Source organism: Corynebacterium hylobatis (assembly GCF_003955685.1).
GTDB lineage: Bacteria > Actinomycetota > Actinomycetes > Mycobacteriales > Mycobacteriaceae > Corynebacterium > Corynebacterium hylobatis.
The window spans coordinates 68,719-90,642 of record NZ_RXHJ01000001.1 but is presented as its reverse complement, the minus strand read 5'-3'; the positions used below and the strand labels follow the sequence as shown (position 1 = coordinate 90,642).

General features: G+C 65.1%; 21 protein-coding genes. 9 read left to right on the top strand and 12 right to left on the bottom strand.

Going from position 1 to position 21,924, the window contains the following annotated elements:
* The first annotated feature begins 33 nt into the window (after positions 1-33).
* The gene (gene coaE / locus EAH68_RS00370) at positions 34-639 is read left to right on the top strand and encodes a dephospho-CoA kinase (protein WP_126119340.1); all 606 of its coding nucleotides are present in this window, start codon (positions 34-36) and stop codon (positions 637-639) included.
* Positions 640-685: 46 nt separating this feature from the next.
* On the opposite strand, the gene EAH68_RS00365 is transcribed toward coaE, so the two are convergent.
* Complete coding sequence (locus EAH68_RS00365) at positions 686-2,596, bottom strand: heavy metal translocating P-type ATPase (protein WP_206436322.1); 1,911 nt, start codon at positions 2,594-2,596, stop codon at positions 686-688.
* Between the two features lie 2 nt (positions 2,597-2,598).
* Complete coding sequence (gene cmtR / locus EAH68_RS00360; protein WP_126119339.1) at positions 2,599-2,958, bottom strand: Cd(II)/Pb(II)-sensing metalloregulatory transcriptional regulator CmtR; 360 nt, start codon at positions 2,956-2,958, stop codon at positions 2,599-2,601.
* A 155-nt stretch (positions 2,959-3,113) separates the two neighbouring features.
* On the opposite strand from cmtR, the gene EAH68_RS00355 reads away from it, so the two are divergent.
* The 3 genes from EAH68_RS00355 (at position 3,114) to EAH68_RS00345 (ending at position 6,983) form a co-directional block, all read left to right on the top strand.
* Positions 3,114-4,082, top strand: coding sequence for an LLM class flavin-dependent oxidoreductase (locus EAH68_RS00355; RefSeq protein WP_241228218.1), 969 nt, complete (start codon positions 3,114-3,116; stop codon positions 4,080-4,082).
* 185 nt (positions 4,083-4,267) lie between these two features.
* On the top strand, positions 4,268-6,289 hold the full coding sequence (locus EAH68_RS00350) for a potassium transporter Kup (RefSeq protein WP_241228217.1): 2,022 nt from the start codon (positions 4,268-4,270) through the stop codon (positions 6,287-6,289).
* 292 nt (positions 6,290-6,581) lie between these two features.
* Positions 6,582-6,983 carry a spore germination protein GerW family protein gene (locus EAH68_RS00345; RefSeq protein ID WP_126119337.1) on the top strand — a complete coding sequence of 134 codons (402 nt, stop codon included), beginning with the start codon at positions 6,582-6,584 and terminating at the stop codon, positions 6,981-6,983.
* A 316-nt stretch (positions 6,984-7,299) separates the two neighbouring features.
* Here EAH68_RS00345 and uriH read toward each other — a convergent pair whose 3' ends face one another.
* The 7 genes from uriH to EAH68_RS00310 form a co-directional block, all read right to left on the bottom strand.
* Positions 7,300-8,238: a uridine-preferring nucleoside hydrolase UriH gene (gene uriH, locus EAH68_RS00340; protein WP_126119336.1), complete on the bottom strand. Its 939-nt coding sequence runs from the start codon at positions 8,236-8,238 to the stop codon at positions 7,300-7,302.
* A gap of 27 nt (positions 8,239-8,265) precedes the next feature.
* Positions 8,266-9,717 carry a uridine transporter UriT gene (gene uriT, locus EAH68_RS00335; protein ID WP_126119335.1) on the bottom strand — a complete coding sequence of 484 codons (1,452 nt, stop codon included), beginning with the start codon at positions 9,715-9,717 and terminating at the stop codon, positions 8,266-8,268.
* Positions 9,718-9,744: 27 nt separating this feature from the next.
* The gene (gene rbsK1 / locus EAH68_RS00330; protein ID WP_126119334.1) at positions 9,745-10,653 is read right to left on the bottom strand and encodes a ribokinase RbsK1; all 909 of its coding nucleotides are present in this window, start codon (positions 10,651-10,653) and stop codon (positions 9,745-9,747) included.
* On the bottom strand, positions 10,650-11,657 hold the full coding sequence (uriR, locus tag EAH68_RS00325; protein ID WP_126119333.1) for a transcriptional regulator UriR: 1,008 nt from the start codon (positions 11,655-11,657) through the stop codon (positions 10,650-10,652). The genes rbsK1 and uriR overlap by 4 nt, the downstream gene beginning before the upstream one ends.
* Positions 11,658-11,795: 138 nt before the next feature.
* Positions 11,796-12,068 (bottom strand): DUF1801 domain-containing protein, encoded by a 273-nt coding sequence (locus EAH68_RS00320; protein ID WP_126119332.1) that lies wholly within the window; start codon positions 12,066-12,068, stop codon positions 11,796-11,798.
* A 206-nt stretch (positions 12,069-12,274) separates the two neighbouring features.
* Positions 12,275-13,780 carry a sugar porter family MFS transporter gene (locus EAH68_RS00315; RefSeq protein ID WP_126119331.1) on the bottom strand — a complete coding sequence of 502 codons (1,506 nt, stop codon included), beginning with the start codon at positions 13,778-13,780 and terminating at the stop codon, positions 12,275-12,277.
* A 126-nt stretch (positions 13,781-13,906) separates the two neighbouring features.
* Positions 13,907-15,172: a YbiU family protein gene (locus tag EAH68_RS00310; RefSeq protein ID WP_126119330.1), complete on the bottom strand. Its 1,266-nt coding sequence runs from the start codon at positions 15,170-15,172 to the stop codon at positions 13,907-13,909.
* 415 nt (positions 15,173-15,587) lie between these two features.
* Here EAH68_RS00310 and EAH68_RS00305 point away from each other — a divergent pair, with 415 nt between their 5' ends.
* Together EAH68_RS00305 and EAH68_RS00300 are read left to right on the top strand one after the other, a co-directional pair.
* A complete protein-coding gene (locus EAH68_RS00305) occupies positions 15,588-16,493 on the top strand; it encodes an ROK family protein (RefSeq protein ID WP_241228216.1) in 906 nt (301 codons plus the stop codon).
* 61 nt (positions 16,494-16,554) lie between these two features.
* Positions 16,555-17,685 (top strand): Gfo/Idh/MocA family protein, encoded by a 1,131-nt coding sequence (locus EAH68_RS00300; protein ID WP_126119328.1) that lies wholly within the window; start codon positions 16,555-16,557, stop codon positions 17,683-17,685.
* Positions 17,686-17,702: 17 nt separating this feature from the next.
* Here EAH68_RS00300 and ppgK read toward each other — a convergent pair whose 3' ends face one another.
* Together ppgK and EAH68_RS00290 are read right to left on the bottom strand one after the other, a co-directional pair.
* Positions 17,703-18,455: a polyphosphate--glucose phosphotransferase gene (ppgK, locus tag EAH68_RS00295; RefSeq protein ID WP_126119327.1), complete on the bottom strand. Its 753-nt coding sequence runs from the start codon at positions 18,453-18,455 to the stop codon at positions 17,703-17,705.
* A gap of 356 nt (positions 18,456-18,811) precedes the next feature.
* Positions 18,812-19,660, bottom strand: coding sequence for a YdcF family protein (locus EAH68_RS00290; protein WP_126119326.1), 849 nt, complete (start codon positions 19,658-19,660; stop codon positions 18,812-18,814).
* A 73-nt stretch (positions 19,661-19,733) separates the two neighbouring features.
* Here EAH68_RS00290 and EAH68_RS00285 point away from each other — a divergent pair, with 73 nt between their 5' ends.
* The 3 genes from EAH68_RS00285 (at position 19,734) to EAH68_RS00275 (ending at position 21,326) form a co-directional block, all read left to right on the top strand.
* A complete protein-coding gene (locus tag EAH68_RS00285) occupies positions 19,734-20,096 on the top strand; it encodes a DUF4259 domain-containing protein (RefSeq protein WP_126119325.1) in 363 nt (120 codons plus the stop codon).
* Between the two features lie 20 nt (positions 20,097-20,116).
* Entirely contained in the window at positions 20,117-20,725 is a 609-nt protein-coding gene (locus tag EAH68_RS00280) for a sugar O-acetyltransferase (protein ID WP_126119324.1), read from the top strand.
* A 118-nt stretch (positions 20,726-20,843) separates the two neighbouring features.
* Positions 20,844-21,326 (top strand): heme-binding beta-barrel domain-containing protein, encoded by a 483-nt coding sequence (locus EAH68_RS00275; protein WP_126119323.1) that lies wholly within the window; start codon positions 20,844-20,846, stop codon positions 21,324-21,326.
* 6 nt (positions 21,327-21,332) lie between these two features.
* Here the strand turns inward: EAH68_RS00275 and EAH68_RS00270 are convergent, their stop codons facing one another.
* The gene (locus EAH68_RS00270) at positions 21,333-21,923 is read right to left on the bottom strand and encodes a hypothetical protein (protein WP_126119322.1); all 591 of its coding nucleotides are present in this window, start codon (positions 21,921-21,923) and stop codon (positions 21,333-21,335) included.
* Position 21,924: the final 1 nt, after the last annotated feature.

Here is a 21,924-nt window from a genome sequence, read left to right as displayed (position 1 = left end):
TAGTTCGCTGTGTCCGGCGCTACCATGTGGGTCATGATCAAAGTCGGACTCACAGGTGGCATCGGCAGTGGAAAATCAACAGTGACGGGACTGCTTCTCGCACACGGCATCCCGGTGGTGGACGCGGACCAGATCGCCCGCGACATCGTTGAACCCGGGCAACCAGCCCTGCAGGAACTGGCGGAGGCCTTCGGGCCGGACATCATTCGGGCGGACGGTTCACTGGACCGGGCGGGGCTGGCGGCGAAGGCCTTCGTCGATGCCGAGCACACCGCCCTGCTCAACTCCATCACCCACCCGCGCATCGCGGAGGAGACGGCCCGGCGATTCGCCGCAGCAGAGGAGGCTGGGGAGACGGCCATCGTCTACGACATGCCCCTGCTGGTGGACAAGGGGCTGGACCGGCAGATGGACCTGGTCGTGGTGATTGACGTGGACGCAGAGGAGCGGGTGCGGAGGCTCGTCGATAAGCGGGGCCTGGCGGAGATGGATGTCCGCCGGCGTATTGACGCCCAGGTGCCCGACGACATCCGACGCGTCGCCGCGGACGTGCTCATCGACAACAACGGCCCCCTCGAAGCCCTGGCCCCGCAGGTCGACGAACTGGTGGAGGAGATCCGGCGTCGGTCACAGGCCTGAGCCATCAACCGGAGTGGAAGGTGCCGGGCTTCCCCCGCGCTCCTGCTCAGTGAGCGGTGGCTGTGGTGCGGGCGGCGCGTAGTCCGTTGGCGATGACGATGACCTCAGCGACCTCGTGGATGAGCACGACAGCAGCCAGCCCCAGGACACCGGTGATCGCCAGCGGCAGGAGGGTGATGATGATGGCCAGTGACAGGACAATGTTCTGGTTGATGATGGCCCGTCCCCTGCGGGCATGGTGCAGGGCCCGGGTAATCAGACGCAGGTCATCGCCGGTGAAGGCCACATCGGCGGATTCGATGGCGGCATCCGAACCTCTGGCTCCCATGGCGATGCCGATATCGGCGCGGGCCAGGGCGGGGGCGTCGTTGATGCCGTCGCCGATCATCGCCACCGGACCCCGGTCGGTCAGCCCGGCCACCGCCTGTGCCTTATCCTCCGGGCGTAGCTGTGCACGCACATCGTGAATGCCGGCCTGGCGGGCCAGGGCGGTGGCGGTGCGGGTGTTGTCGCCGGTGAGCATGGTGAGCCCCACCCCCTCGGCCGTCAGTGACGCGATGACCTCGGCAGCCTCGGGACGGAGTTCATCACGCACCCCGATGGCCCCCACCGGCTGGTGGTTGCGGTGGACGATGACGACGGTCATGCCCTGGTTCTCCAGGGCCGCTACCTCATCGGCCAGGGGGCCGGCGGGCAACCAGCGGGGGCTGCCGACCGCGACCTGCGCACCGGCGATGAGACCGGTGATCCCGTGGCCGACGGCCTCGTCGATCTGCCGGGCGGAAGGACCATGGTCAGCGGCGGCCGTGATGGCAGCTGCCAGCGGGTGGGTGGAGTCGGACTCGAGGGCGCCCGCCCAGCGGAGGACCTCGGCCCGGTCCGTGCCCTCCGTGGTCAGCACGGCCGTGACGGTGGGCTGGTTGCGGGTCAAGGTTCCCGTCTTGTCCAGGGCCAGGTGGCGGATGCCGCCGAGGCGTTCAAACGCCGCCCCGGATTTGATGATCACACCGAATTTACTGGCCGCTCCAATCGCCGAGACCACCGTGACCGGCACCGAGATGGCCAACGCGCACGGCGAGGCTGCGACCAGCACGACCAGGGCACGTTCCATCCACACCTCCGGATCCCCCAGCAGGGAGCCGACCACGGCGACGAGGACGGCGAGGATGAGCACTCCGGGCACCAGGGGGCGGGCCAGGCGGTCGGCGATCCGCGCCCGCTGCCCCTTGTCGTTCTGGGCCTGTTCGACCAGGGCGACGACAGTGGTCAAGGAGTTGTCCGTCCCGGCGGCGGTGGCCTCGACCTCGAGGGTGCCGGAGGTGTTGATCGAACCGGCCAGCACCGCATCTCCGGGGCCGACCTCGACAGGGATGGATTCCCCGGTGATCGCCGAGGTGTCCAGGCTGCTGTGCCCGGCGCGGACCACCCCGTCGGTGGCCAGTCGTTCCCCGGCGGCCAGGCGCAGCACATCACCGACGACGAGCTCCTCGACGGGTATCGTCCGGGCGGCCCCGTGAGCGGCGACAATCGTCGCGGTCGAGGGGATCAGGGCCAGCAGGGCACGCAGGCCCGAGCGGGCCTTATCCATCGCCCTGTCCTCCAGGGCCTCAGCAATGGAATAGAGGAAGGCCAGGGCAGCGGCTTCTTCAATGAAACCGAGGAGTACCGCGCCCACGGCGCTAATGGTCATCAACAACCCGATACCGAGCTTGCCCTTGGTCAACAACCCCCGCAGGGACCCGGGAACGAACTGGGAGGCACCCAGCAGCAGTGACAGCCAGAACAGGACGAGGGCCACTGGCCCGGATCCGGGAATGAACCACTCGAGGACCAGACCGGTCAGCAGGGCCACGCCGGAGGCCACCGGGAGGAGAACGGCACGGTCACGCCACCATGGGCTGGACTCCCCAGGCTCAACCCTCGGCCCAGCCGGTTCGCAGCCACATGCGGAACTCACTGCTACGCACCTCCCCTGGTGCTGCAGCATCCCTCGACCGGGCAGGCGGGATCCAGACAAGGGACATCCTCATCGACGGCGAGAGTGGTCTCCACCAGGGCGGTCAGCGCCCGGGAGAGATGGGCATCAGCCATCTCATAACGGGTGCGTCGGCCCTCCGGCTCGGAGACCACGATTCCGCACCCACGCAGACACGCCAGGTGGTTTGAGACATTTGTCCGCGACAGACCCAGATCACGGGCCAGCTGGGCCGGGTACCCCGGCCTCTCCAGCAGGGACAACAGTATCCGGGACCGGGTGGGGTCAGCCATCGCACGGCCCAGTCGGTTCATGACATCCACACGGGAAGCTATGGTCAGCATGCACTGACCATACATCATTCACTGACCTATCGGGTGCCTGCTGGCTTCTGTGCAACCCGCCGCCGCTCCCGACCGGAATGGAAGCGGCACCGGGCGGGTTGCACCTGGTGGACGTATTCCCGCTTGAGCAACCTGAAGGATCTTCTGTTTTGTCTGTGCCGTTGAGCATTCTTGACCTGGTCTCCATCTCCGAGGGCGCCACCGCAGCTGATGCGATCGCGGCCTCCATGGACTCCGCCCGCCTCGCTGACCAGCTGGGCTATGAGCGTCTGTGGTTCGCGGAGCACCACAACACCGCGAACCTCGCCTCGAGTGCGACCTCGCTGCTGATTTCCCAGGCGGCCTCCGTGACCGACAGGATCCGGGTGGGCTCCGGTGGGGTGATGCTGCCCAACCACGCACCACTCATGGTCGCTGAGCAATACGGCACCCTGGCCAACATCCACGGCGACCGCATCGACCTCGGCCTGGGCCGGGCGCCGGGCACCGACCAGATGACCGCCCGGGCGCTCAGCCGCTCTTCTGCGGAACCGCAGGCCTTCGCCCAGCACATCTACGACCTGCAGGGCTGGTTCGGCGAGGACGGCACCGCACACAGCATGCCGATCGTCTCCGCGGCCTCCACCGGGACGAAGGTGCCGGTGTGGGTGCTGGGGTCGACGGTGAACGGGGCGTCAATAGCCGGGCAGCTGGGCCTGCCGTTCTCCCTGGCCTCGCATTTCGCGCCCGACCAGATCGACGACGCCATCGAGGTCTACCGCAGCTCCTTCAGCACGGAGGCACCCACCGCGCAGCTCGAGAAGCCCTACGTCATGGCGGGGATCAACGTCATGGTCGCCGACACCGACGAGGAGGCACAGCGGCAGTTCACCACCGTGGAGCAGATGTTCCTGGACATCCGCAGTGGCCAGTCCCGCCCCATCCAGCCGCCGGTGGATCCGGATTCGATCCCGCGACAGGACGGCCTGCGGATCCAGGCGGTCGGCTCCCCGGAGACCGCGAAGGAGCAGCTGGCGGACTTCCAGGAACGCACCGGCGCGGACGAGCTGATCACCGTCACCTACGCCTTCGACCCCGCCGTGCGCAACCGCTCCCTGGAACTGCTGGCACAGGCCTGGTTCTAGTGTCCTGCACAGCTCATCCAGGACGGCGGCCTCACCTCACCGACCGCAGGATGGCTTCACGGGGGGAAAATATCCGTGGTTGTGGTTATGCCACGCCCACGCCCTCAGCGGTGAGGACAACATATTTTTCGGGGAGAGCTGGAAAACCGTAGCCAAGGTACCCGCTGAGGAGCACACTATGTCTCATGGACAACTCCCAGTTCCACGGGCCGAGTGAATCCCCGAAACAGCCCCCGCAGGGTAAGGGCCCCGCATCCCCCTCATCAGACCACACCGGTTCCACCGCCGTCTCCTCAATGAAAGTTGACGGGCACTCAAAGAGCACGTTTCGACCACCGTCCTGGCCGCTTGCCCTCGGTGCCCTCGGTGTGGTTTTCGGCGACATCGGCACCAGTCCGCTCTATGCACTGCACACCGCCTTCAGCATGGAGCACAACGCCATCACCGTCGCCCCGGAGAATGTCTACGGCATCATCTCCATGGTCCTGTGGACGATCACCATCATCGTCACCGTCAAGTACGTACTGCTGGTCACCCGCGCCGACAACGACGGGGAGGGCGGGATTCTCGCCCTGGTCGCCTTGCTGCGCCGCCACCTCACCGCCCGGAAATGGCTCGGCACGGCCGTCACCATCCTCGGCATGTTCGGCGCCGCCCTGTTCTACGGTGACGCGGTCATCACCCCCGCCATCTCCGTGCTCAGCGCAGTCGAAGGTCTGACGGTGGTCAACCCGAACCTGGAACGACTGGTCGTGCCGGTGGCGGTGGTCATCCTCGCCGGACTATTCGCCGTTCAGCCTTTCGGCACCGGTCAGGTTGCGCGTGCTTTCGGGCCCATCATGCTGGCCTGGTTCGCCACCATGGCGCTGCTGGGGATTCCGCAGATCATTGCCCACCCTGAGATCCTGTTGAGCCTGTCGCCGCACTGGGCACTCGAACTGGTGGTGCGCCACCCGTTCCAGGCATTCGTGTTACTCGGGGCTGTGGTGCTGACGGTCACCGGCGCGGAGGCTCTCTACGCAGATCTGGGGCATTTCGGGGCCCGGGCGGTGCGCCTGGCCTGGCTCGCTGTCGCCATGCCCGCCCTCATCCTCGTCTACCTGGGCCAGGGGGCACTGGTTATCTCCACCCCGGCAGCGGTGGCCAACCCCATGTTCTACCTTGCCCCATCGGCCCTGCAGATACCTCTGGTCATTTTCGCCACCATCGCGACGATCATCGCGTCGCAGGCGGTGATCTCCGGGGCTTTCTCGGTGACCCGCCAGGCCATCCGACTCGGTCTGTTGCCGAGGTTGGCGGTCAAACACACCTCCCGGAGGGAGGAAGGCCAGATTTATCTGTCCATGGTCAACTGGGGTCTGTTCCTGGCGGTCATGGCATTGGTTCTCCTTTTCTCCTCCTCCGCCAAGCTGGCGAATGCCTATGGTCTCGCGGTGACGGGCACCCTGGTGCTGGTGTCCCTCCTCTTCCTGTTGTTCGCCGCCACGGTGTGGCGCTGGAGCTGGTGGAAGTTGGTCGCTTTTGCCACGGTGATCGGTTCATTGGAGTTGCTGCTCCTGGGTGCCAGCCTCACCAAACTCTTCGCCGGCGGTTGGCTGCCCCTGTTGATCGCAGCGCTGGTTGTGCTCGTCATGGTGACCTGGCGCACCGGCAGCGATCGTGTCGCCAGTGCTCGCGGTGAGCTGGAGGGACCGCTGCCGCAGTTCGTGGCGTCCCTGCGGGATGCGCGGGTCCGCCGGGTTCCGGGTGTGGCGGTGTTCCCGCATGCCAGTGCGGATGCCACTCCGTTGGCCCTTGTCAAGTTCGTCACTGACTTCCACATGCTCCATGACCACGTCGTCATCGTGCGGATCGTCCACATGAACATCCCGCACGTGCGCCCTGCGGACCGGGTCTCAGTCGATGACGTCGGTTCGCCGGCGGACGGCATCGTGCACGTGAGCATCCGGGTCGGGTTCACCGATGATCAGGACATTCCCCGCAATCTTGCCCTGGCCGTGGATCAGAGCCCCGAGCTTCACATCGACCTTAACCAGGCGCTCTATTTCCTCTCGGTGCTCACGTTGCGTCCACCCCGCACGCACCGCCTGCGGGACTGGCGGGAGAAGCTGTTTCTCAGCCTGGAGAAAAATCAGGCCAACCGTACCGAAATCTTCCATCTCCCACCCACCCGAACCATCGTTCTGGGCACCGAACTGCACCTGTGAGGACCCGTGACTGGCACCCAAGGCGGGTCGGGCTCGCCCGCTCGCTGGGAGGGCCCGTACCGATCTGGCGTTGGGTAGAGACAGCACTACCTATCGGGAGCCAAAAACGTGTGGTCGATTCCCAGGGGCGATTTAGACGGAAGCCGGTTCGGTGGCCTGTCGCTCCTGAACCCGGGATGGGCCGGGAGAATCCCGGGCATTGAGCTTCCCGCTGTATTCTGGTCCGCCTATAGTGACAGTGATGGCAATCACAAATGAAACTGGGTCATTCCCATCAACAAGGAAGGTCATCATGGCTACTTTTCAAGTCCCCGACTTGGGCCGGCTAACGGAGGCGGTCAAGGACATACTCACTGTCCGACGGGTGTTCGGGGAACCCGTGGAAACCGATGGAGCGCTGGTCATTCCAGTCGCGCGAGTGTCCGGCGGATCAGGAGTCGGTTTCGGTTCCGGCTCCTCCGACCGGCCAGACAGCGACAAGCCGGATGACAACGACGGATCCGGAGGCAGACCCGGTTCCGAGGAGGGAGGCGGGGGTGGTTTCGGGGTCAACGTGAAAGCCGACGGTATCTACCTCATCCGTGACGGAGAAGCCCAGTGGGTGCCCGCCCTTGACTTCAACCGCCTCGCCGCCAGCGGCATGATGCTCGGACTGGCGGCGATCGTGGCCTGGGTTGTGACCTCCCGAAACTAAGGCTGTTGAACAGGGGTGATGCCCCGGGAGATGATTCCCGTCCCCGAAACCCGCAAGAACCGGCTACGCCGATCCTGTGTGTCAGCGACGCTTGAAAAGTGGCTCGCACTGCACAGATCGCCGACGGTTGGACGGGCCGCCCCTGACCCCCGCCTCGGTGGACACCACCGGACAACCGTGATCATGGTGATCCGCGTGGGTGGATTCGGACCCTGTTCCCCCACCATGGGCGCCGGGATACCGGCCGCAAGGTGGACGAGACAAGGGCGTGCCCGCACCATCATTGGTGGGGGCACGCCCTGTCGAAGAAGCAGAGCTAACCGATGCGCTTCACGGCGTCCACGACCAGACCCCAGAACCGGTCGAAGTCCAGGTCGACGGCGACCTGGGTGGTGCAGTCCTGGGCTGCCGGGGCCCGGAAATCAGCCACGGTCATGCCCGTGGTCAGCGTGCCGTGCAGCTCCACATCCAGCGGTGCCTTACGGGTGGTGAACACGGTAGGGTCGATGAGGTAGGCCACCGCGCAGGGATCGTGGACCGGCGGGTCATCGAAGCCCTGGGCGTCCTTGTAGTTCTTGCGGAAGGCGTCGAAAAGCGCGACCACGAAATCGGCGACGTCGGTGCCCAGCGCGGTCAGTTTCTCCTCGACCTCCGGGGTGGCCAGTGCCTGGTGGGTCAGGTCGAGGCCGACCATGGTCAGGGGCCAGGACTCGTTGAACACGATGTGGGCGGCCTCCGGGTCGATCTTGATGTTGAACTCCGCCACGGCGGTCCAGTTGCCCACGTGGTAGCCGCCGCCCATGAGCACGACCTCCTTGACGCGCTCGGCGATGCGCGGTTCCTTGCGCACGGCCAGGGCGATGTTGGTCAGCGGCCCGGTCGGAACCAGGGCGATGGTGCCGGGCTCGTTGTTCATGACGGTGTCGATGATGAAGTCCACGGCGTGGGTGTCCTCCACCGCGACGGTGGGCTCCGGTAGCTCGTAGTTGTGGATCTCCATGCCGGTGTCACCGTGGATGTCCTCGGCCACCTCGACGGGGCGGACCAGGGGGCGGGTGACGCCGGGGTAGATGGGTGCGTCGATGCCGGCGATGGTGGCCACCACCTGCGCGTTGTGGGTGACTTTGTCCAGGGTGTGGTTACCACCCACGGTGGTGATGCCGAGCAGTTCGATCTCCGGGTTGCCGGCGGCCAGCAGCATGGCCACGGCGTCATCGTGGCCGGGATCGCAGTCGAGGATGATCTTGGTGGTCATAGTGGAACTCCTAATAATTCAGAGGTGTCAGTTGGTCACGGGGGCGGATGTCTCAGCCAGGTTCCTGGCCGCCACCGTATCCGTGATGGATTCCGGACGGGGAATGAGCAGGGAGCACAGGAAGGCCAGGGCCAGGATGATCACACCCGCCCACATGCCTGCGGCATAACCGCCGCCGGTGTCGCCGAAGCTGGTGGCCACGGCGAAGAGGATGGCGAACGAGATACCGGCACCGAGGTTGAAGGCGCCGGCGTTCATGCCCGGCAGGTAGCCCTGGTTGTCGGCGGGGGAGAGCACCACGCCGAGGCCGTTGAGCATGATGTTGGCGATACCCGCGTAGGTGATGCCGACGAAGATGGAGATACCCAGGTAGGCCAGCGATGAGGTGCTGCCCACCAGGAGGGTGGCTCCGGCGACACCGGCGATGGTCAGTGCGATGCCGACCTGCAGGACGATCTTGTAGCCGAATTTTCCGGCCAGCAGACCGGCGATCGGGCCGAAGACCAGACCGGCCAGGGCATAGGGGGTCAGGGTCCACCAGGACACCACACCGGCGGACATGCCCGCGCCGTGGATGTCGTCCTGCGCCAGGTTCGGCAGCAGACCGTTCATCACGGCGAACACGCCCGTCATGGTCAGCAGGGTGGTCAGCAGCAGCGCCCAGGTGCGGCGCTGGCCGAGGTATTCCACGCTGACCAACGGGTGTTTCACGCGCTTCTCAATGTTGTAGAAGACGACGATGCCGGCGATGCCGACCACGAACAGCACGGCGACGAGGATCCAGTTGGCGTCGACAAGCTTCCCGGCCTCGTTGAAGGCCATGAGCAGAGAGCCGATGGACACCGCCAGCGGCAGCACACCGAGCCAGTCCATCTTCGGGGTCTGCTCGGCGGTGGATTCCCTCACCCCGAGGGGCAGCGCGACGATGGCGACCGCACAGAACACGGCCATGACCCAGAAGATGGAGCGGAAACCGAGGTGCTCGGCCAGCCAACCACCGGCGATCGCATCCACACCGCCGATGCCACCGTTGACGGAGGTCACGATACCCAGCAGCAGGGCATACTGCTTCTCATTGGGCACCTGCTGGCGCAGGATGATCAGGCATAGGGGCACCGTCGGGCCGGCGGCACCCTGGATCAGACGGCCGAGGAACAGGACGGCAACATTCGGGGCCAGCGCAGCGACGACACAGCCGATGCCGGTGACGATCATCATGCCGATCAGCACTTTGCGGCGACCGATCAGGTCACCCCAGCGGGGCAGGAACAGGGAGAACAGGGCGGCCGCGGTGAAGAACGCGGTCTGGGTCATGCCGATCTGGGCCGGGGTCGCGCTGAGCTCGACCTCCATCGTGGCCAGGGCGGGGGCGAGCATGGAGGCATTGAGCTGGAAGGCGAACACCGCGACCAGCAGGGCGATCATCAACGGGACGATCGTGGCAGCCGAGGCTCTTCTCGGCTCGACGGTTATGGACATGGTCCCTCTCGATTCGGTGGGTGTGATTCAGTTGTGGACGGCGGGGAGGGTGTCAGCGAGCGTGGGGTAGGAGGCCTGCGCGCCGGGCCGGGTGGCGGCGAAAGCGCCGACGCGGGCGGCGAATTCTGCCGCTTCAATCAGAGTCGCGCCCGCAGCGAGCTTTGCGACGAGCGCGCCCGCGAAGGCGTCACCACTGCCCGTCGTGTCCACGGCCGTGATCTGCGGGGTGGGGATGTCGGTGAGGCCTTCCGTATCGCCGACGATGGCGCCGGCGGCACCGAGTGTCATCACCACGGAGACAAAACCCTGGGCCAGCAGGGCGCTGACCAGGGTGGCGGGGTCGCTCTCCGCGAAGGGCACGCCGAGCAGGTCCAGCACGAGGGCGCCCTCGTGCTCGTTGACCAGCAGGGGATCGGAGCGCAGCAGCTGCTTGATTCCGACCGGGACGACCGGGGCGAGGTTGACCACCACCCGCCCTTTCGCGAGGTCCACCGCGCGGTCGAAACCGTCAGCCGGAATCTCGCCCTGGAGCAGCAGGATCCCGGCCTCGGCCACGGTCTGCGCGTGGGTGTCCACGTAAGTCCCGTCCACGCTGGCGTTGGCGCCGGGGACGACGATGATGGTGTTCTCGCCGTCCTCGGCGACCGTGATCACCGCCAGTCCGGTGGGGCCGGCCACGGTGGTGATGGCGGAGGTGTCCGCGCCGGAGGTGCGCAGGTGTTCCAGGGCGGCCGCGGCCATGGAATCGGAGCCGACGGCACCGATCATGGTCACGTCCGCGCCCAGCTGCGCCGCGGCCACAGCCTGGTTGGCTCCCTTGCCGCCGGCGCTGATGTCACCACCGCTGCCCAACAGGGTTTCCCCGGGGCTGGGGTGGCGGTGGACGTGGGTGGTCAGGTCGGCGTTGATGGAACCGACCACGGCGATGGCTGTCATGATGTGGTCCTTATGGATTCGCGTTCGATGAGGGTGGTGGGGATACGCAGGTACCGGTCCTGCGGTTGCTTCCCCTCAATGAGTTCGTGGAGTACGTCGAAGGCCCGGTGGGCCATGATCTCCACCTGCTGGTCGATCAGGGTCAGCGGGCGGGGCTGCAGGTCGAACAGTGGTTGGCTGTCGAAGCCGATCACGCTGATGTCCTCGCCGATGCGCAGGCCCGCCCGGTGGCAGGCCTCGAGGACACCGATGGTCATCATGGAATCCCCGGCGAACAGTGTTTTCACACCCTGGCCGATGAGGTGGTTCGCGCCCTCGAAACCCTGGTGTTGTTCATAACCGCCGAGAAAGACAGGTTGCTCGGGGAGTCCGGCCTCGGCGCAGGCCTGCCGGAAGGTGTCCAGGCGGTGGCGTCCCGTGGAGGTGCCCGTCGGCCCGGAGAGGTAACCGAGCGGCAGTGCGTTGTGCCGTGCCAGCAGGGCAACGGCCTCCCTGATGCCGGGTTCCGGGTCGGAGACGACGGTGGGGATGGTGCTGGCGGGGAGTTCGCGGTCCACCAGCACCAGGGGCAGGGACCGGCGGTGCAGTTCCTCGAGTTGATCCGCGCACCCCTCGTCCGGGACGCAGATGATGCCGTCCACCCCGTGGCTGGCCAGGAAATCCAGTGAGGAGGCCAGCACCGTGGGATTTTCGTTGCTGTTGGTGATGATCACCGCCATGTCCACGGCCTCGGCGGCATCCTGCAGTGCGGTGACCATGGCGGCGAAGTAGTGGTTGATCAGGCTGGGCACGACCACGCCGATGGTGTTGGTCCGGGAACTCTGCAGTGCACGCGCCTGGGCATTGGGCAGGTAACCCAGCTCAGCGGCCAGTGCCTGGATCCGTTCGCGGGTCTGCTGCATCACCGCCGGGTTATCCGCGAGCGCCCGGGAGACGGTGGCGATGGAGACTCCGGCCTGCAGGGCGATGTCCTTCAGGGTGGGCCGGGGTTTCTCCGGGACCATGTGCTCACCTCGGTCGGCGTCGACGGAATGTAAACGTTTACTGTAAACGTTTACATTCTAAGCCGGAAGAGGCCCTGTTGGCCAGCCCAGTTTTCCGCAGCCTGGTGACTACCGTCATACGCCCCCTCAGGGCACTGCTCAGACACCGGCTTCGCTTCTCGACGCCCGCACCAACCGCTCCACCAGCTCATCGGGCAGCGGCTTGCGCGGCGTGAAGGTGATGCCCGTCTTGGTCGCCTTCAGGTCGGCAGCCGCGATCTCCTCGGAGTGGTCCACGGTCGCGCCGGGGAGCAGGTACAGCCCGCACTGCCTGCTGAAGGCGGCGTAGCTGGCGATGACCTTGTCTGCCTCCGGGAGGGTGCGGGCTGGGGCTGCGGCGATGTAGGCGTCGTGGTCGGTGGGCGTCGTCATGATGGCCAGTTTAGGGGCGCTTCACGTTTCGGAGTGCGGAGCTGACCACAGGGCGGGGTTCGGGGTCCCCGCACCGCGAGGTGTCGCCGGGTCGGTGTTGGTCGAGTAGCTTGTCGAGGTCGGAGCCGAGTTAAATATGGTGCAAAAGCCCGAATGTCGGAAACCCTGGCAGGGTTTCCGACATTGAGGCATGGGGCGGAGGGCTGTTATACGGGGTCAGGCACCGAGGTCTGGGGGGAGCTGACCTCACTGGGAATGACCGGTTTCTTGATCTGCGGGGCAGGTTCCTCCGGGGAGTCCTCACCCATTGCCTCCAGCTGTTTGCCGTTGGTCTCCGGGACCAGGAAGAACACGAAGACGAAGGACGCCAGGGCGAAGAAGCCGTAGAGGCCGTAGGCCAGCTGTAGTCCGGCATCCGCCAAGGAGGGGAAGGTTGCGCTGACCACGAAGTTCGCCAGCCACTGCGCTGCTCCTCCCACGCCGAGGGCGTAGGCGCGGATGTGGTTGGGGAACATCTCCCCCAGCAGCACCCAGACCGTCGGACCCCAGCTCATTCCGAAGCCGATGACGAACAGGTTGGCAGCCACCAGGGCGATCGGACCCCAGGAACCCGGTAGCACCGGGGCACCGTCAATGACGTTTGCCTGGGCGAAGGCCAGGGCCATCGTTCCCAGCGAGACGGTCATGATCGCGGAACCGATCAGCAGAAGTCGTCGTCGGCCGACACGGTCGATCAACAGGATCGCGATGATGGTGGCGACAATGTTGGTCACCGCGGTGATCACCGAGATGATGAAGGAGTCGGATTCCTGGAAACCCACGGCCTGCCAGAGCGTGGTGGAGTAGTAGAAGATGACGTTGATACCCACGAACTGCTGGAAGACAGAGAGAAGAATGCCGATCCAGACCAGTGGCAGCAGGCCGAAACGGCCGCCGAGCAGGTCACTGAACTTCTGTCGGCTCTCCAGCTTGACCGTGCTGAGCATCGAGTCAATTGCGCGGTCGATGCTGGCCTCTGTGCGCATGCCAACCACCTCACGCAGCACCTGACGGGCCTCAGCTGTCCGGCCTCGAGAAGTCAGGAACCTGGGCGATTCCGGCAACCGGACGGCCAACACGCCGTAGACCAGGGAGGGGAGGGCAGCGGAGATGAGCATCCAGCGCCAGGCGGGCAACCCGAGCCACAATTCTGAGGAGGCGCTGCCGGCCACCCAGGCCAACACGGCGCTGGTGAGCAGTGCCATGAAGATACCGGTCACCAGGGCCAGCTGTTGCATGGTGGCCAGGGTGCCACGGTGCTTGGCCGGACTGACCTCCGCGATGTATCCCGGGGCGATCACCGAGGCGAAGCCAATTCCGACACCACCGAGGAAGCGCCAGATGATCAGGTCGATGACACCGAAGGCCAGTCCCGCACCGACGGAGGAGACGAACAAAATGGTTGCCGCGATGACCATGGTTTTCACCCGGCCGATACGGTCGGCGCAGATTCCGGCGGTCCAGGCGCCGACGCCGGCACCCAGCAGCGCAACGGAGACCACGAAGCCCAGGACCGCCGTGTTCAGGGAGAACTGCTCGCGAATGGCTTCCACCGTGCCGTTGATGATGGAGCTGTCGAAGCCGAACAGGAAGCCACCGAGGGCTGCGGTGGCCACGACGCCGATGAGCCGGGAGTTCACCCGCTCGTCGGCGGTATATGTTGTGTCTGTCATGACGGGCATCAATTCTTCTCGTCCCCGCAGGGCGTGCACGGGGTGGTTTTCAGTTACCTATGGACATGAAATGGGCAGGCCCGTCCATTGCCTGACGGGCCGCGACCATCTCCGCGATCTGGGGGACTACAGGCCTAGACCGCGTCGGCCGATGTCATTGAGGTCGTCGGCGGTGAAACGGTCTTTCCACCCGACCTCGTAATCCTCGGCCGGAAAATCATCCGGGGAGGTGCCCCGGAGGAAGTGCTGGCCCACCGCACGGGAGTAGGCCTGGTTCTTGTCGCACATGGGGGCGGCCGGGATGTACATGACGTTGCCCCAGCCCTGCTGGTCTTCGACGGGATCGACGGCGTGGACGACGTCGGCGTGCCACCACACGCTGTCCCCGGCCTGCAGGTCCGGGATATTGGTCAGTCCGCGCATGAGCAGCGGATGCCACTTCTCGTTGACGGCGAGCACCCGGCTGGGAGCAGCGCCACAGAGGTCATCGTCGGCGACATCGTCGAGCAGGGCGCGCAGCAGGATGTAGGCCATCGCCTCCGGGATCGGCACGGTGGCCAGCACTCCCTGGTCACGCTGCTGATCGGACAGGGCGGTCCAGCCCTGGAAGGTGCGGAAGGCCGAGCACATGGTGGACCCACCCTCATACTCGTTGGCCTCGGTGCGGTGTGCCGCGTCCCAGGGGTCGTAGTCGGCGAAGTTGCCGGTGAAGATGTTGTGGAAGACCTTCTGGTAGGCGGGCAGCAGCCAGCGCTCCACCGCGCCTGAGTCGGTGTGGGCACCCAGTCCGGAGGAGTTGGTGCCCGGCGGGCGGCGGCGGATGCGGTCCGGGTACATGCTGTCCTGATCCGGGTCGAACCACTGCACGCCTTCGGACTCGAACTTCCACCGGTGGTTGAGGAAGGCCTGGACATTGGCGGTGCGCTCGGACTGTCGCGCCTGCATCTGCGGCCTGGACCAGTAGATGGGGAAGATCTCCGGGCGGGAGGCGGCCAGGGTACCGAAGAAGTCATCGCCGGGGCCACGGTACTGGGAGTCAAAGTCATTGACATCGAGGTAGTCGACCAGCTCACGGTCGAATTCCAGGGCCTGCTCGCGCGGGAAGTGCTCCCGCACGACGAGAACACCGTAGCGGCGGACCTTCTCCTTGAACTCCTCGGAGATGTTGCCGGCTTCGATGTCCGCGTAGTTGATTTCGGGCCAGATCGACTCGCCGCGGGCATTATGCTCCTCGATCTCGATCACGCGTTCTTCGATGAAGGCCTCCACCTCGCGGAAGGCGGCGTCCACGTCCCCGATCTGGGCGCGCAGTTTCGCCTTGGTCTCGCGGATGGCGGCGGGCAGATCGTCGGGCAGGGGGGTTGCGGTGTGCTGGGGGCTGGCGATGGTCATGAGGTTTCTCCTCGCTCCTCAAATCATTTGGTTAAATTGATTTACTAGAAGATAGCGTGAGTGCCATCACATGTAAAGGGCTTCGCTTGGGCAGGGCACAAAAGACAAGCCCGCGCCATCCGACCGGGGGTGCTCCCTTTTTTCTAAAGTCGCTGATAGGAGGACATTTATGACTACACTTGCTGCAATGCCACCCCTGTTTTCCCCGCAACCGGTCCCCAGCAGCCTGATGGGGATGACGGACCAGACATTTTTGGGGTACCTGTTCTCCCATGGCACCGGGACCCGGGCAGAGATTGCCAGGATCACCGGGATCTCCAAGCCCACCATTTCGGACTCCGCGAACCGCCTGCAGTCCGCTGGGCTCATTGTTGAAGCAGGTGAAACCCCGCCCCGCGGTCGGGGTCGACGCGCCATGACCTACCAGCCCAATCCTGACCACGGACATGTCAGCGCGGTGGTGCTGGAGCGGCGCCATAACGTGGTTCGGGCCCTGGATTTCTGCGGTGACCTGCGTTGGGAAGAACGCTCCGAAACGGATATGACGTTCTCGGAGGGGATCGCGTGGGCGAGGGAACACCTGGCGGCGGCCGCAGCCCACATGGCGACCCCCTGTCGGGCGGCCACCATTTCTGTTGCTGCCCCGGTCAATCCCGGGACCGGAGCGGTTCAACCCATGGCCGGAGCTCCCCTCGGCGGCGTCGTCCCCGACATCACAGCCGCCCTGGGGCTGGCGGATGTCCCCAGGGTCCGGGTGGACAATGACGTGAACTGGGCGGCACGGGCTGAGGCAACCGATCCAGCCAAGGAACCGGAACGGTCATTTCTCTACGTCTACCTGGGTGCCGGCGTCGGCGGCGCCCTCGTCGCCGAGGGCAGCGTCATCCGGGGAGCCAATGGTGCCGCCGGTGAGATCAGTTTTCTGCGCACCCCGAAGGGCACCACCCTGCACGCCGAGCTCTCTTCCTTGAGCTTCGGCAGCCCAGATCATTCCTCCATCGACATTGATCTGGCACTTGCCGCGCTCCAGGACCCGGACAATGGAGAGGCCCGTTACGCTACGGATCTGCTGGCTCAGGCGGTCCTGGATGCTGCGACAGTTTTTGACCCGGGCACAGTCGTGCTCAGTGGCCCCTTGAGTGCCGCCGACCTGCTTATCGAACGCCTCCGTACCAGGGTAGCGGCGGGTCGCATCGCACCGGTTGCCCTCATCCGGGGCCGGGCTGATGATGAGCTTCTCGTCGCGGGCGTATCGCGGCATGCCGTGCACGACGCCTGGGACGCAGCTATGACGTCGGCTCTGACCATCGCCCAGGATTAACTCCCTGCAGGCACCTGATGCGGTAGACCACAGACCGGACAGAAAATTTTAGGGGAAACACATGGCGGCTCAACCCAGAATTGCTCTCATCGGCACCGGAATGATCGCCGGAGCCCATCTTCGCGCTGCCCGCAGTCTGGGCGCGGAGATCACAGGAATATTGGGCTCCCGGCCCGAGCGTTCCGCTCAGGTCGCCCGGGAATGGCGTATCCCCACCGGGTATGCGGATCTGGCGGCCCTGATCGCTGAGCGGCCGGATGTGGTGCATGTGTGCACCCCGAATAAGTCACATGCCTTTTATGCTGAAGCCCTGATCCGGGCAGGCATTCACACTGTGGTGGAAAAACCGGTGGCCACGACCCTGGCGGACGCCGAACTGCTGGCTGATCTGGCCGCGAAAAACGACGTGGTGGTCACTGTCCCTTACGTCTACCGTTACCACCCGCTGGTCCGGGAGATCCGGGCCCGTCGGATCGCCGGTGAATTCGGCGATATCGCCCTGGTCCATGGCTCATATCTGCAGGACTGGCTGCTTTCTCCCGACGCCGCTACGTGGCGGGTCAACCCGGTGGAAGGCGGTCCCTCGCGGGCCTTCGCCGATATCGGCACCCACTGGTGTGACCTGGCCGAATTTGTCTCCGGGGAGAAGTTTCTACGGTTGTCTGCCATCACCTCGATCACTCACCCCACCCGCCCCCGACACTCCACCGCATCGTTTGGCGGCGCTGTCTCCTCCGGTAATCAGCAGGCAGAGTATGTACCTGTCCACACGGAGGACATCGCGGTGGTCACTTTTGAGACCGCCAGGAATATCCCCGCCACTACCGTGATCTCACAGGTCTCCGCGGGCCGTAAGAACCGGCTCTGGCTTGAGATTGACGGTACCGCCGGTTCCGCGGTATTCGACCAGGAGAACCCGGAGACCATCTGGCTGGGCCGGGAAAATGAATCCGTCCTGCTCCACCGCGGCGAGGCCGGCGCCCAACCCGAGCAGGCCAGGTTCAACCAGGTCCCCGCCGGGCATCCGCAGGGGTGGACCGACGCCTTCACCGCCTTCATCCACGACACTTATCGCGCCGTCAGTGGTGACGTGCCGGACGGCCTGCCCACCATCGAGGATGGCCTGCGTTCAGTCCGGCTTATCGACGCCGTCCTTTCCTCCGCCGGGAGCAGAGAGTGGGTCTCCATCTGAGGGGTGTCCGGGAGGGGCTACGGTGCCAGATGCGTCGTCACGGCCATGGCGGCCCCCACGATGCCCGCACGGTTGAGCAGCTTGGCCGGAATCACCGGAGTCTCGACGGTCAGAAGAGGAATCCAACGCTCGTGGTCGCCGGAGATGCCGCCACCGACAATGAACAGCCTCGGAGAGAATAACCGCTCATACTCGGCGAGGACCTTCGAGACCCGCTTCGACCATTTCTTGAAGCTGAGTTCCTCACGATCCTTGACCGCGGAGGACGCCTGGTGCTCGGCCTTCTTCCGACCGACGAGCAGGTGGCCGATCTCCGTGTTGGGAAACAGGTGGGCATCGATGAGGAAGGCGGAACCGATGCCGGTGCCGAAAGTGAGGAAGATGACCGCACCGGTGGCGGCTGCCGGGTCACCGAAGGAGACCTCCGCCAGGCCTGCGGCGTCGGCGTCATTGAGCACGCTGATTTCCCGGTCCCCGAGGTGGCGGCGGAACAGCTCGTTGACGTTCGTGCCGATCCACGAGGGATCGATATTCGCTGCGGACCGTGCGACCTGGTCCTTGACCACCGAGGGCAGGGTGATCCCCACAGGCCCGTCCCACTTCTCCTGCCGGAGAATTTCGGCCACGGTCTCTGCCACCGCGTCCGGGGTGGCCGGTTTCGGCGTCGCGATCTTGACCTGCTCTCCGACGAACTCGCCGTCGTCGAGATTGACGCGTGCGCCCTTGATGCCTGAGCCGCCGATGTCAATGCCGAAGCTGATGTTATTCATGGCGACAACAGTACATGTGCTGTTAAGCGGTCATAAGGAAAATCCGGCCCCATCCCACTGTGGACCTGAACTCTGTTCGGTGGACACGACGTTGGTGTCGACAAGGAGCTGGCGGGCCAGCGCAATATCTCCCGAGGTACGTCTCAGCGGAGAGATTGACCTGGGTGGATTCGCAGCAGACCAGGGAGATATTTAATGGCTGCCGGTGTCCTGCGCCGCTAATTCGTTTCAGATATCTGACGATGGATTCGAGAATCTCCTCGGCTGTCTTAGTTGGTCCAGCTAACCGGTCTGGGGTTCTCGTTGCGCCACATATTCATCCCATAAAAAGCTACGAACGAATTAACGGCGCAACACTAGCCCAGGAACCAGTTGACCGCGTCGCGGTAGGTCCAGATGTTGCTGGGCATGCCCTCCGGCGGATCAGTCGGTGTGCCCACCCCCGCGACCGTCGCGTCCGCACCAAAGGCCAGCGTGAAGTCGACCACCGCACGGCGCAGGTGGTTCTCGGAGGTCACGACGATGACGGATGTCGCGCCGGGAAGCAGCTGGCGGGCATAGCGGGCGTTGGTGACCGTGGAGTTCGCGCGGTCCTCGACGATGATTCGGCTGGCAGGTACTCCGTTGGCGATCAGCCACTCGCGCATGGCATGGGCCTCGATGTGGCCGTCCGGCGTCAGCCCGCCAGAGACAACGATCGGCGTGGTGGGGCGGGTGATGGCCAGCGCGTGGGCGGCTTCGAGCCGGTGGGCCAGGTTGGGGTGTACCGAGCCGTCGGTGTTCAGCCCGTTGCCCAGCACAATGATCGGGGCGTCAGCTGGGGCCGCGGATGCGGGCGTGATGTCTGAGTGCAGCGCCTGGAGCGCGGCGGTGACCAGTGTGCGACGCTCGGGGCCCAGTGCCTGCAGCGCAGCTTCCCGGGCCGCGGTATTGGATTCGTAGCCGGCGGAGAAGACCGCCGCGGTGAGCAGGTCCTCCTGACTGGCGGCCGCCAGATCAAGCCCACCACCCTGGACCTCCTGGGAGAGCAGGTAGGGGCCGTGGCCGGGAATGTCCACCAGGACGATCTTCTCCAGACCCGGCAGCGGGACTGTGAGGGGCACGGAGGACAACGATGAGGTCAGCGCATGCGCCGGTGCCACCAGACCAGGCAGCAGAATGAGGGCGGTGGCGGCCAGCAGCGGGCGGGTGGCACGAAAACGCATGACATCTCCTTATGGGCGGGAAAATTAACCCGTTCTCAGCATCAGACTTCCGGCCGACGGTAAGGTGTCCCACATGCAGAACTGGAACACCGGACCATTCGATAACGACGACGCCGTCGAGGTGCTCGAGGACGTCCGCAGCGGTGAACTCTACCTGGAGGAACTGCTGCCCGGGGTGGGAAACCGCTATATCGAGGCGGACCAGGGTGCGATCATCGTCGCCCTCGCCCACCTTGCCGGCGGTGACCTGCCCGAGGGCATCACGCCTGAGCAGGTCACTGAGCTGCAGACCCCGGAGGTCAAGGAACGTCTCCGCGAGTGCCTGGGCGCGGTGCTCTCCGACGGAACCGTCTCCGAGCTCGCCGCCCAGTGGGCCGAGGAAGGCACCGAACAGCTCTACGAGTGGAAGGCGAAGGCCTTCATCAGCCTGGGCTGAGGAGGGCTTAGAGGATCTCGATGACCTTCGAGGACCAGCGCAGCCACATGCTCACCGGCGCCATGTACAACGACCTCACCGCTGAGCTGGTGGCAGCCCGCGAGCAGGCGGTACTGGCAACCGACGCCTACAATGCCAGCTTCGGGGTTCCCGCCGCCGAACGGGAAGCCCTCCTGACGAAAGTCCTGGGATCGATCGGGGACAACGTCCACTTTGAGCCCACATTTCGCTGGGAGTTCGGCTGCAACATCACCATCGGCGATAATTTCTACGCCAACTTCGACTGCATCATGCTCGACGGTGGCGGTATAACCATCGGCGACAACGTCCTGCTCGGCCCGCGGGTATCGATCTACACCTCCAATCACGCGCTGGATCCGGCGGAGCGGGCCGCCGGTGCCTGCTACGCCCGAGAAGTGGTGATCGGTGACAATGTGTGGATCGGCGGTGGCGTGACCATCAACCCGGGTGTTACCATCGGCGACAACGCCGTGATCGGTTCCGGAAGTGTCGTCACCAGGGACATCCCCGTCGACAGCCTGGCCCTCGGTGTGCCGGCTGCAGTTCACCGGAGCATCACCACGGCAGACCGGTCGGGATACCCTGCCACCCGGGGTCTCTCCTCCTGACACAGGGCCGTGGTGTCCCAGCAAAGGCCGTTGCCGCTGAATTTATGCACTGTCTCCGGTGCCACGAGGGTCAACGCTTGCCGGGTCTTCGTTACTTTTCTCACCTACGATCGAGGTCATGGACCTCCACCCGAATCTGCAGCCTTATGCATTTCTCCTCGGCACCTGGAAAGGTGAGGGCCGGGGCTTCTATCCCACGATCGATGACTTCCACTTCACGGAGACCCTGAGCTTCTCGACGATCCCCGGCAAGCCCTTCTTCCGCTACGAGCAGAAGACAATGGGCCCGGACGGTCCGATGCACACGGAGCTGGGTTTTCTGCGCCCGACAGGGGAGGGGCGACTGGAGTTCATCCTCGCCCAGCCGATGGGGCAGACGGAACTGCTGACCGGACATGCACGCGAAGAGGAATACTTCCTCGTCCTGGACTTCGCCGAGTCCACGATCGTGAACTCCGGCAGCGCGAAGAAGGTGGACACGACGATGCGCAGTTACACCTTCAACGGTGACCGCACCTCCCTGATCGCACGCTTCTACATGGGGGCTGTGCGCCAGCCCCTGCAGGAGCACCTGGTCAGCGAACTGACCAAGGTGGAATGAGCCGGATCAGCTCAGCTCCACCCCGTCGCGGCTGACAGCGAAGCTGTAGAAGTCGATGGCACACATCACCTTCACCTCACCCTCCGCGACAGCACAGCTGACCGGACCCTCCACGAGACGGTTACCGGGCTCGAGCACCACGGTCTGCTCACCGGGGACGAATATCCGGTTGACGTGGTGGGTCGTGGCCGGCTCGCCCTCGCGCACGGAGACCGCGTTGATGTCTCCCTCCCCGTCGTGGGTGCACATGGCCACCGGTTCGCCGTCCGAATACATCTCGCAGTAGGTGCCGTCCGGCCCCTGGAACTGCAGACCGGGCTGCTCGGGGAAGATCAGCGCCGAAGCGTAGGGGGTCGGGTCGGTCTCGGGGACATCCGCGATCAGCTCGACGAACCGGCTGCCGGGGATTCCGATGTAGGAGGGCTCACCGGTGGGTGTCTCCTTGATCGTGGTCGTGGTCTCTGTATCAGTGGTTGTGGCCGTTGTGGCAGTGGTGACGGTGGTGGGGGTTTCCTCTACAGGCTCGTCGGAGGCGCAGCCGCTCAGGACCACCAGGCCGGCGACAGCAACGGGGAGGATGCGGATCCAGTACTTCATA

Excerpts from the sequence above, each read along its gene's own strand:
- uriT (WP_126119335.1), bottom strand. The coding sequence starts at position 9,717 with ATGTCCATAACCGTCGAGCCGAGAAGAGCCTCGGCTGCCACGATCGTC.
- EAH68_RS00270 (WP_126119322.1), bottom strand. The coding sequence starts at position 21,923 with ATGAAGTACTGGATCCGCATCCTCCCCGTTGCTGTCGCCGGCCTGGTG.
- uriH (WP_126119336.1), bottom strand. The coding sequence starts at position 8,238 with ATGACCACCAAGATCATCCTCGACTGCGATCCCGGCCACGATGACGCC.
- EAH68_RS00310 (WP_126119330.1), bottom strand. The coding sequence starts at position 15,172 with ATGACCATCGCCAGCCCCCAGCACACCGCAACCCCCCTGCCCGACGAT.
- EAH68_RS00290 (WP_126119326.1), bottom strand. The coding sequence starts at position 19,660 with ATGCGTTTTCGTGCCACCCGCCCGCTGCTGGCCGCCACCGCCCTCATT.
- ppgK (WP_126119327.1), bottom strand. The coding sequence starts at position 18,455 with ATGAATAACATCAGCTTCGGCATTGACATCGGCGGCTCAGGCATCAAG.
- EAH68_RS00300 (WP_126119328.1), top strand. The coding sequence starts at position 16,555 with ATGGCGGCTCAACCCAGAATTGCTCTCATCGGCACCGGAATGATCGCC.
- EAH68_RS00350 (WP_241228217.1), top strand. The coding sequence starts at position 4,268 with ATGGACAACTCCCAGTTCCACGGGCCGAGTGAATCCCCGAAACAGCCC.
- EAH68_RS00280 (WP_126119324.1), top strand. The coding sequence starts at position 20,117 with ATGACCTTCGAGGACCAGCGCAGCCACATGCTCACCGGCGCCATGTAC.
- EAH68_RS00275 (WP_126119323.1), top strand. The coding sequence starts at position 20,844 with ATGGACCTCCACCCGAATCTGCAGCCTTATGCATTTCTCCTCGGCACC.
- EAH68_RS00285 (WP_126119325.1), top strand. The coding sequence starts at position 19,734 with ATGCAGAACTGGAACACCGGACCATTCGATAACGACGACGCCGTCGAG.
- rbsK1 (WP_126119334.1), bottom strand. The coding sequence starts at position 10,653 with ATGACAGCCATCGCCGTGGTCGGTTCCATCAACGCCGACCTGACCACC.
- EAH68_RS00320 (WP_126119332.1), bottom strand. The coding sequence starts at position 12,068 with ATGACGACGCCCACCGACCACGACGCCTACATCGCCGCAGCCCCAGCC.
- EAH68_RS00315 (WP_126119331.1), bottom strand. The coding sequence starts at position 13,780 with ATGACAGACACAACATATACCGCCGACGAGCGGGTGAACTCCCGGCTC.
- EAH68_RS00305 (WP_241228216.1), top strand. The coding sequence starts at position 15,588 with ATGACCTACCAGCCCAATCCTGACCACGGACATGTCAGCGCGGTGGTG.
- cmtR (WP_126119339.1), bottom strand. The coding sequence starts at position 2,958 with ATGCTGACCATAGCTTCCCGTGTGGATGTCATGAACCGACTGGGCCGT.
- EAH68_RS00345 (WP_126119337.1), top strand. The coding sequence starts at position 6,582 with ATGGCTACTTTTCAAGTCCCCGACTTGGGCCGGCTAACGGAGGCGGTC.
- coaE (WP_126119340.1), top strand. The coding sequence starts at position 34 with ATGATCAAAGTCGGACTCACAGGTGGCATCGGCAGTGGAAAATCAACA.
- uriR (WP_126119333.1), bottom strand. The coding sequence starts at position 11,657 with ATGGTCCCGGAGAAACCCCGGCCCACCCTGAAGGACATCGCCCTGCAG.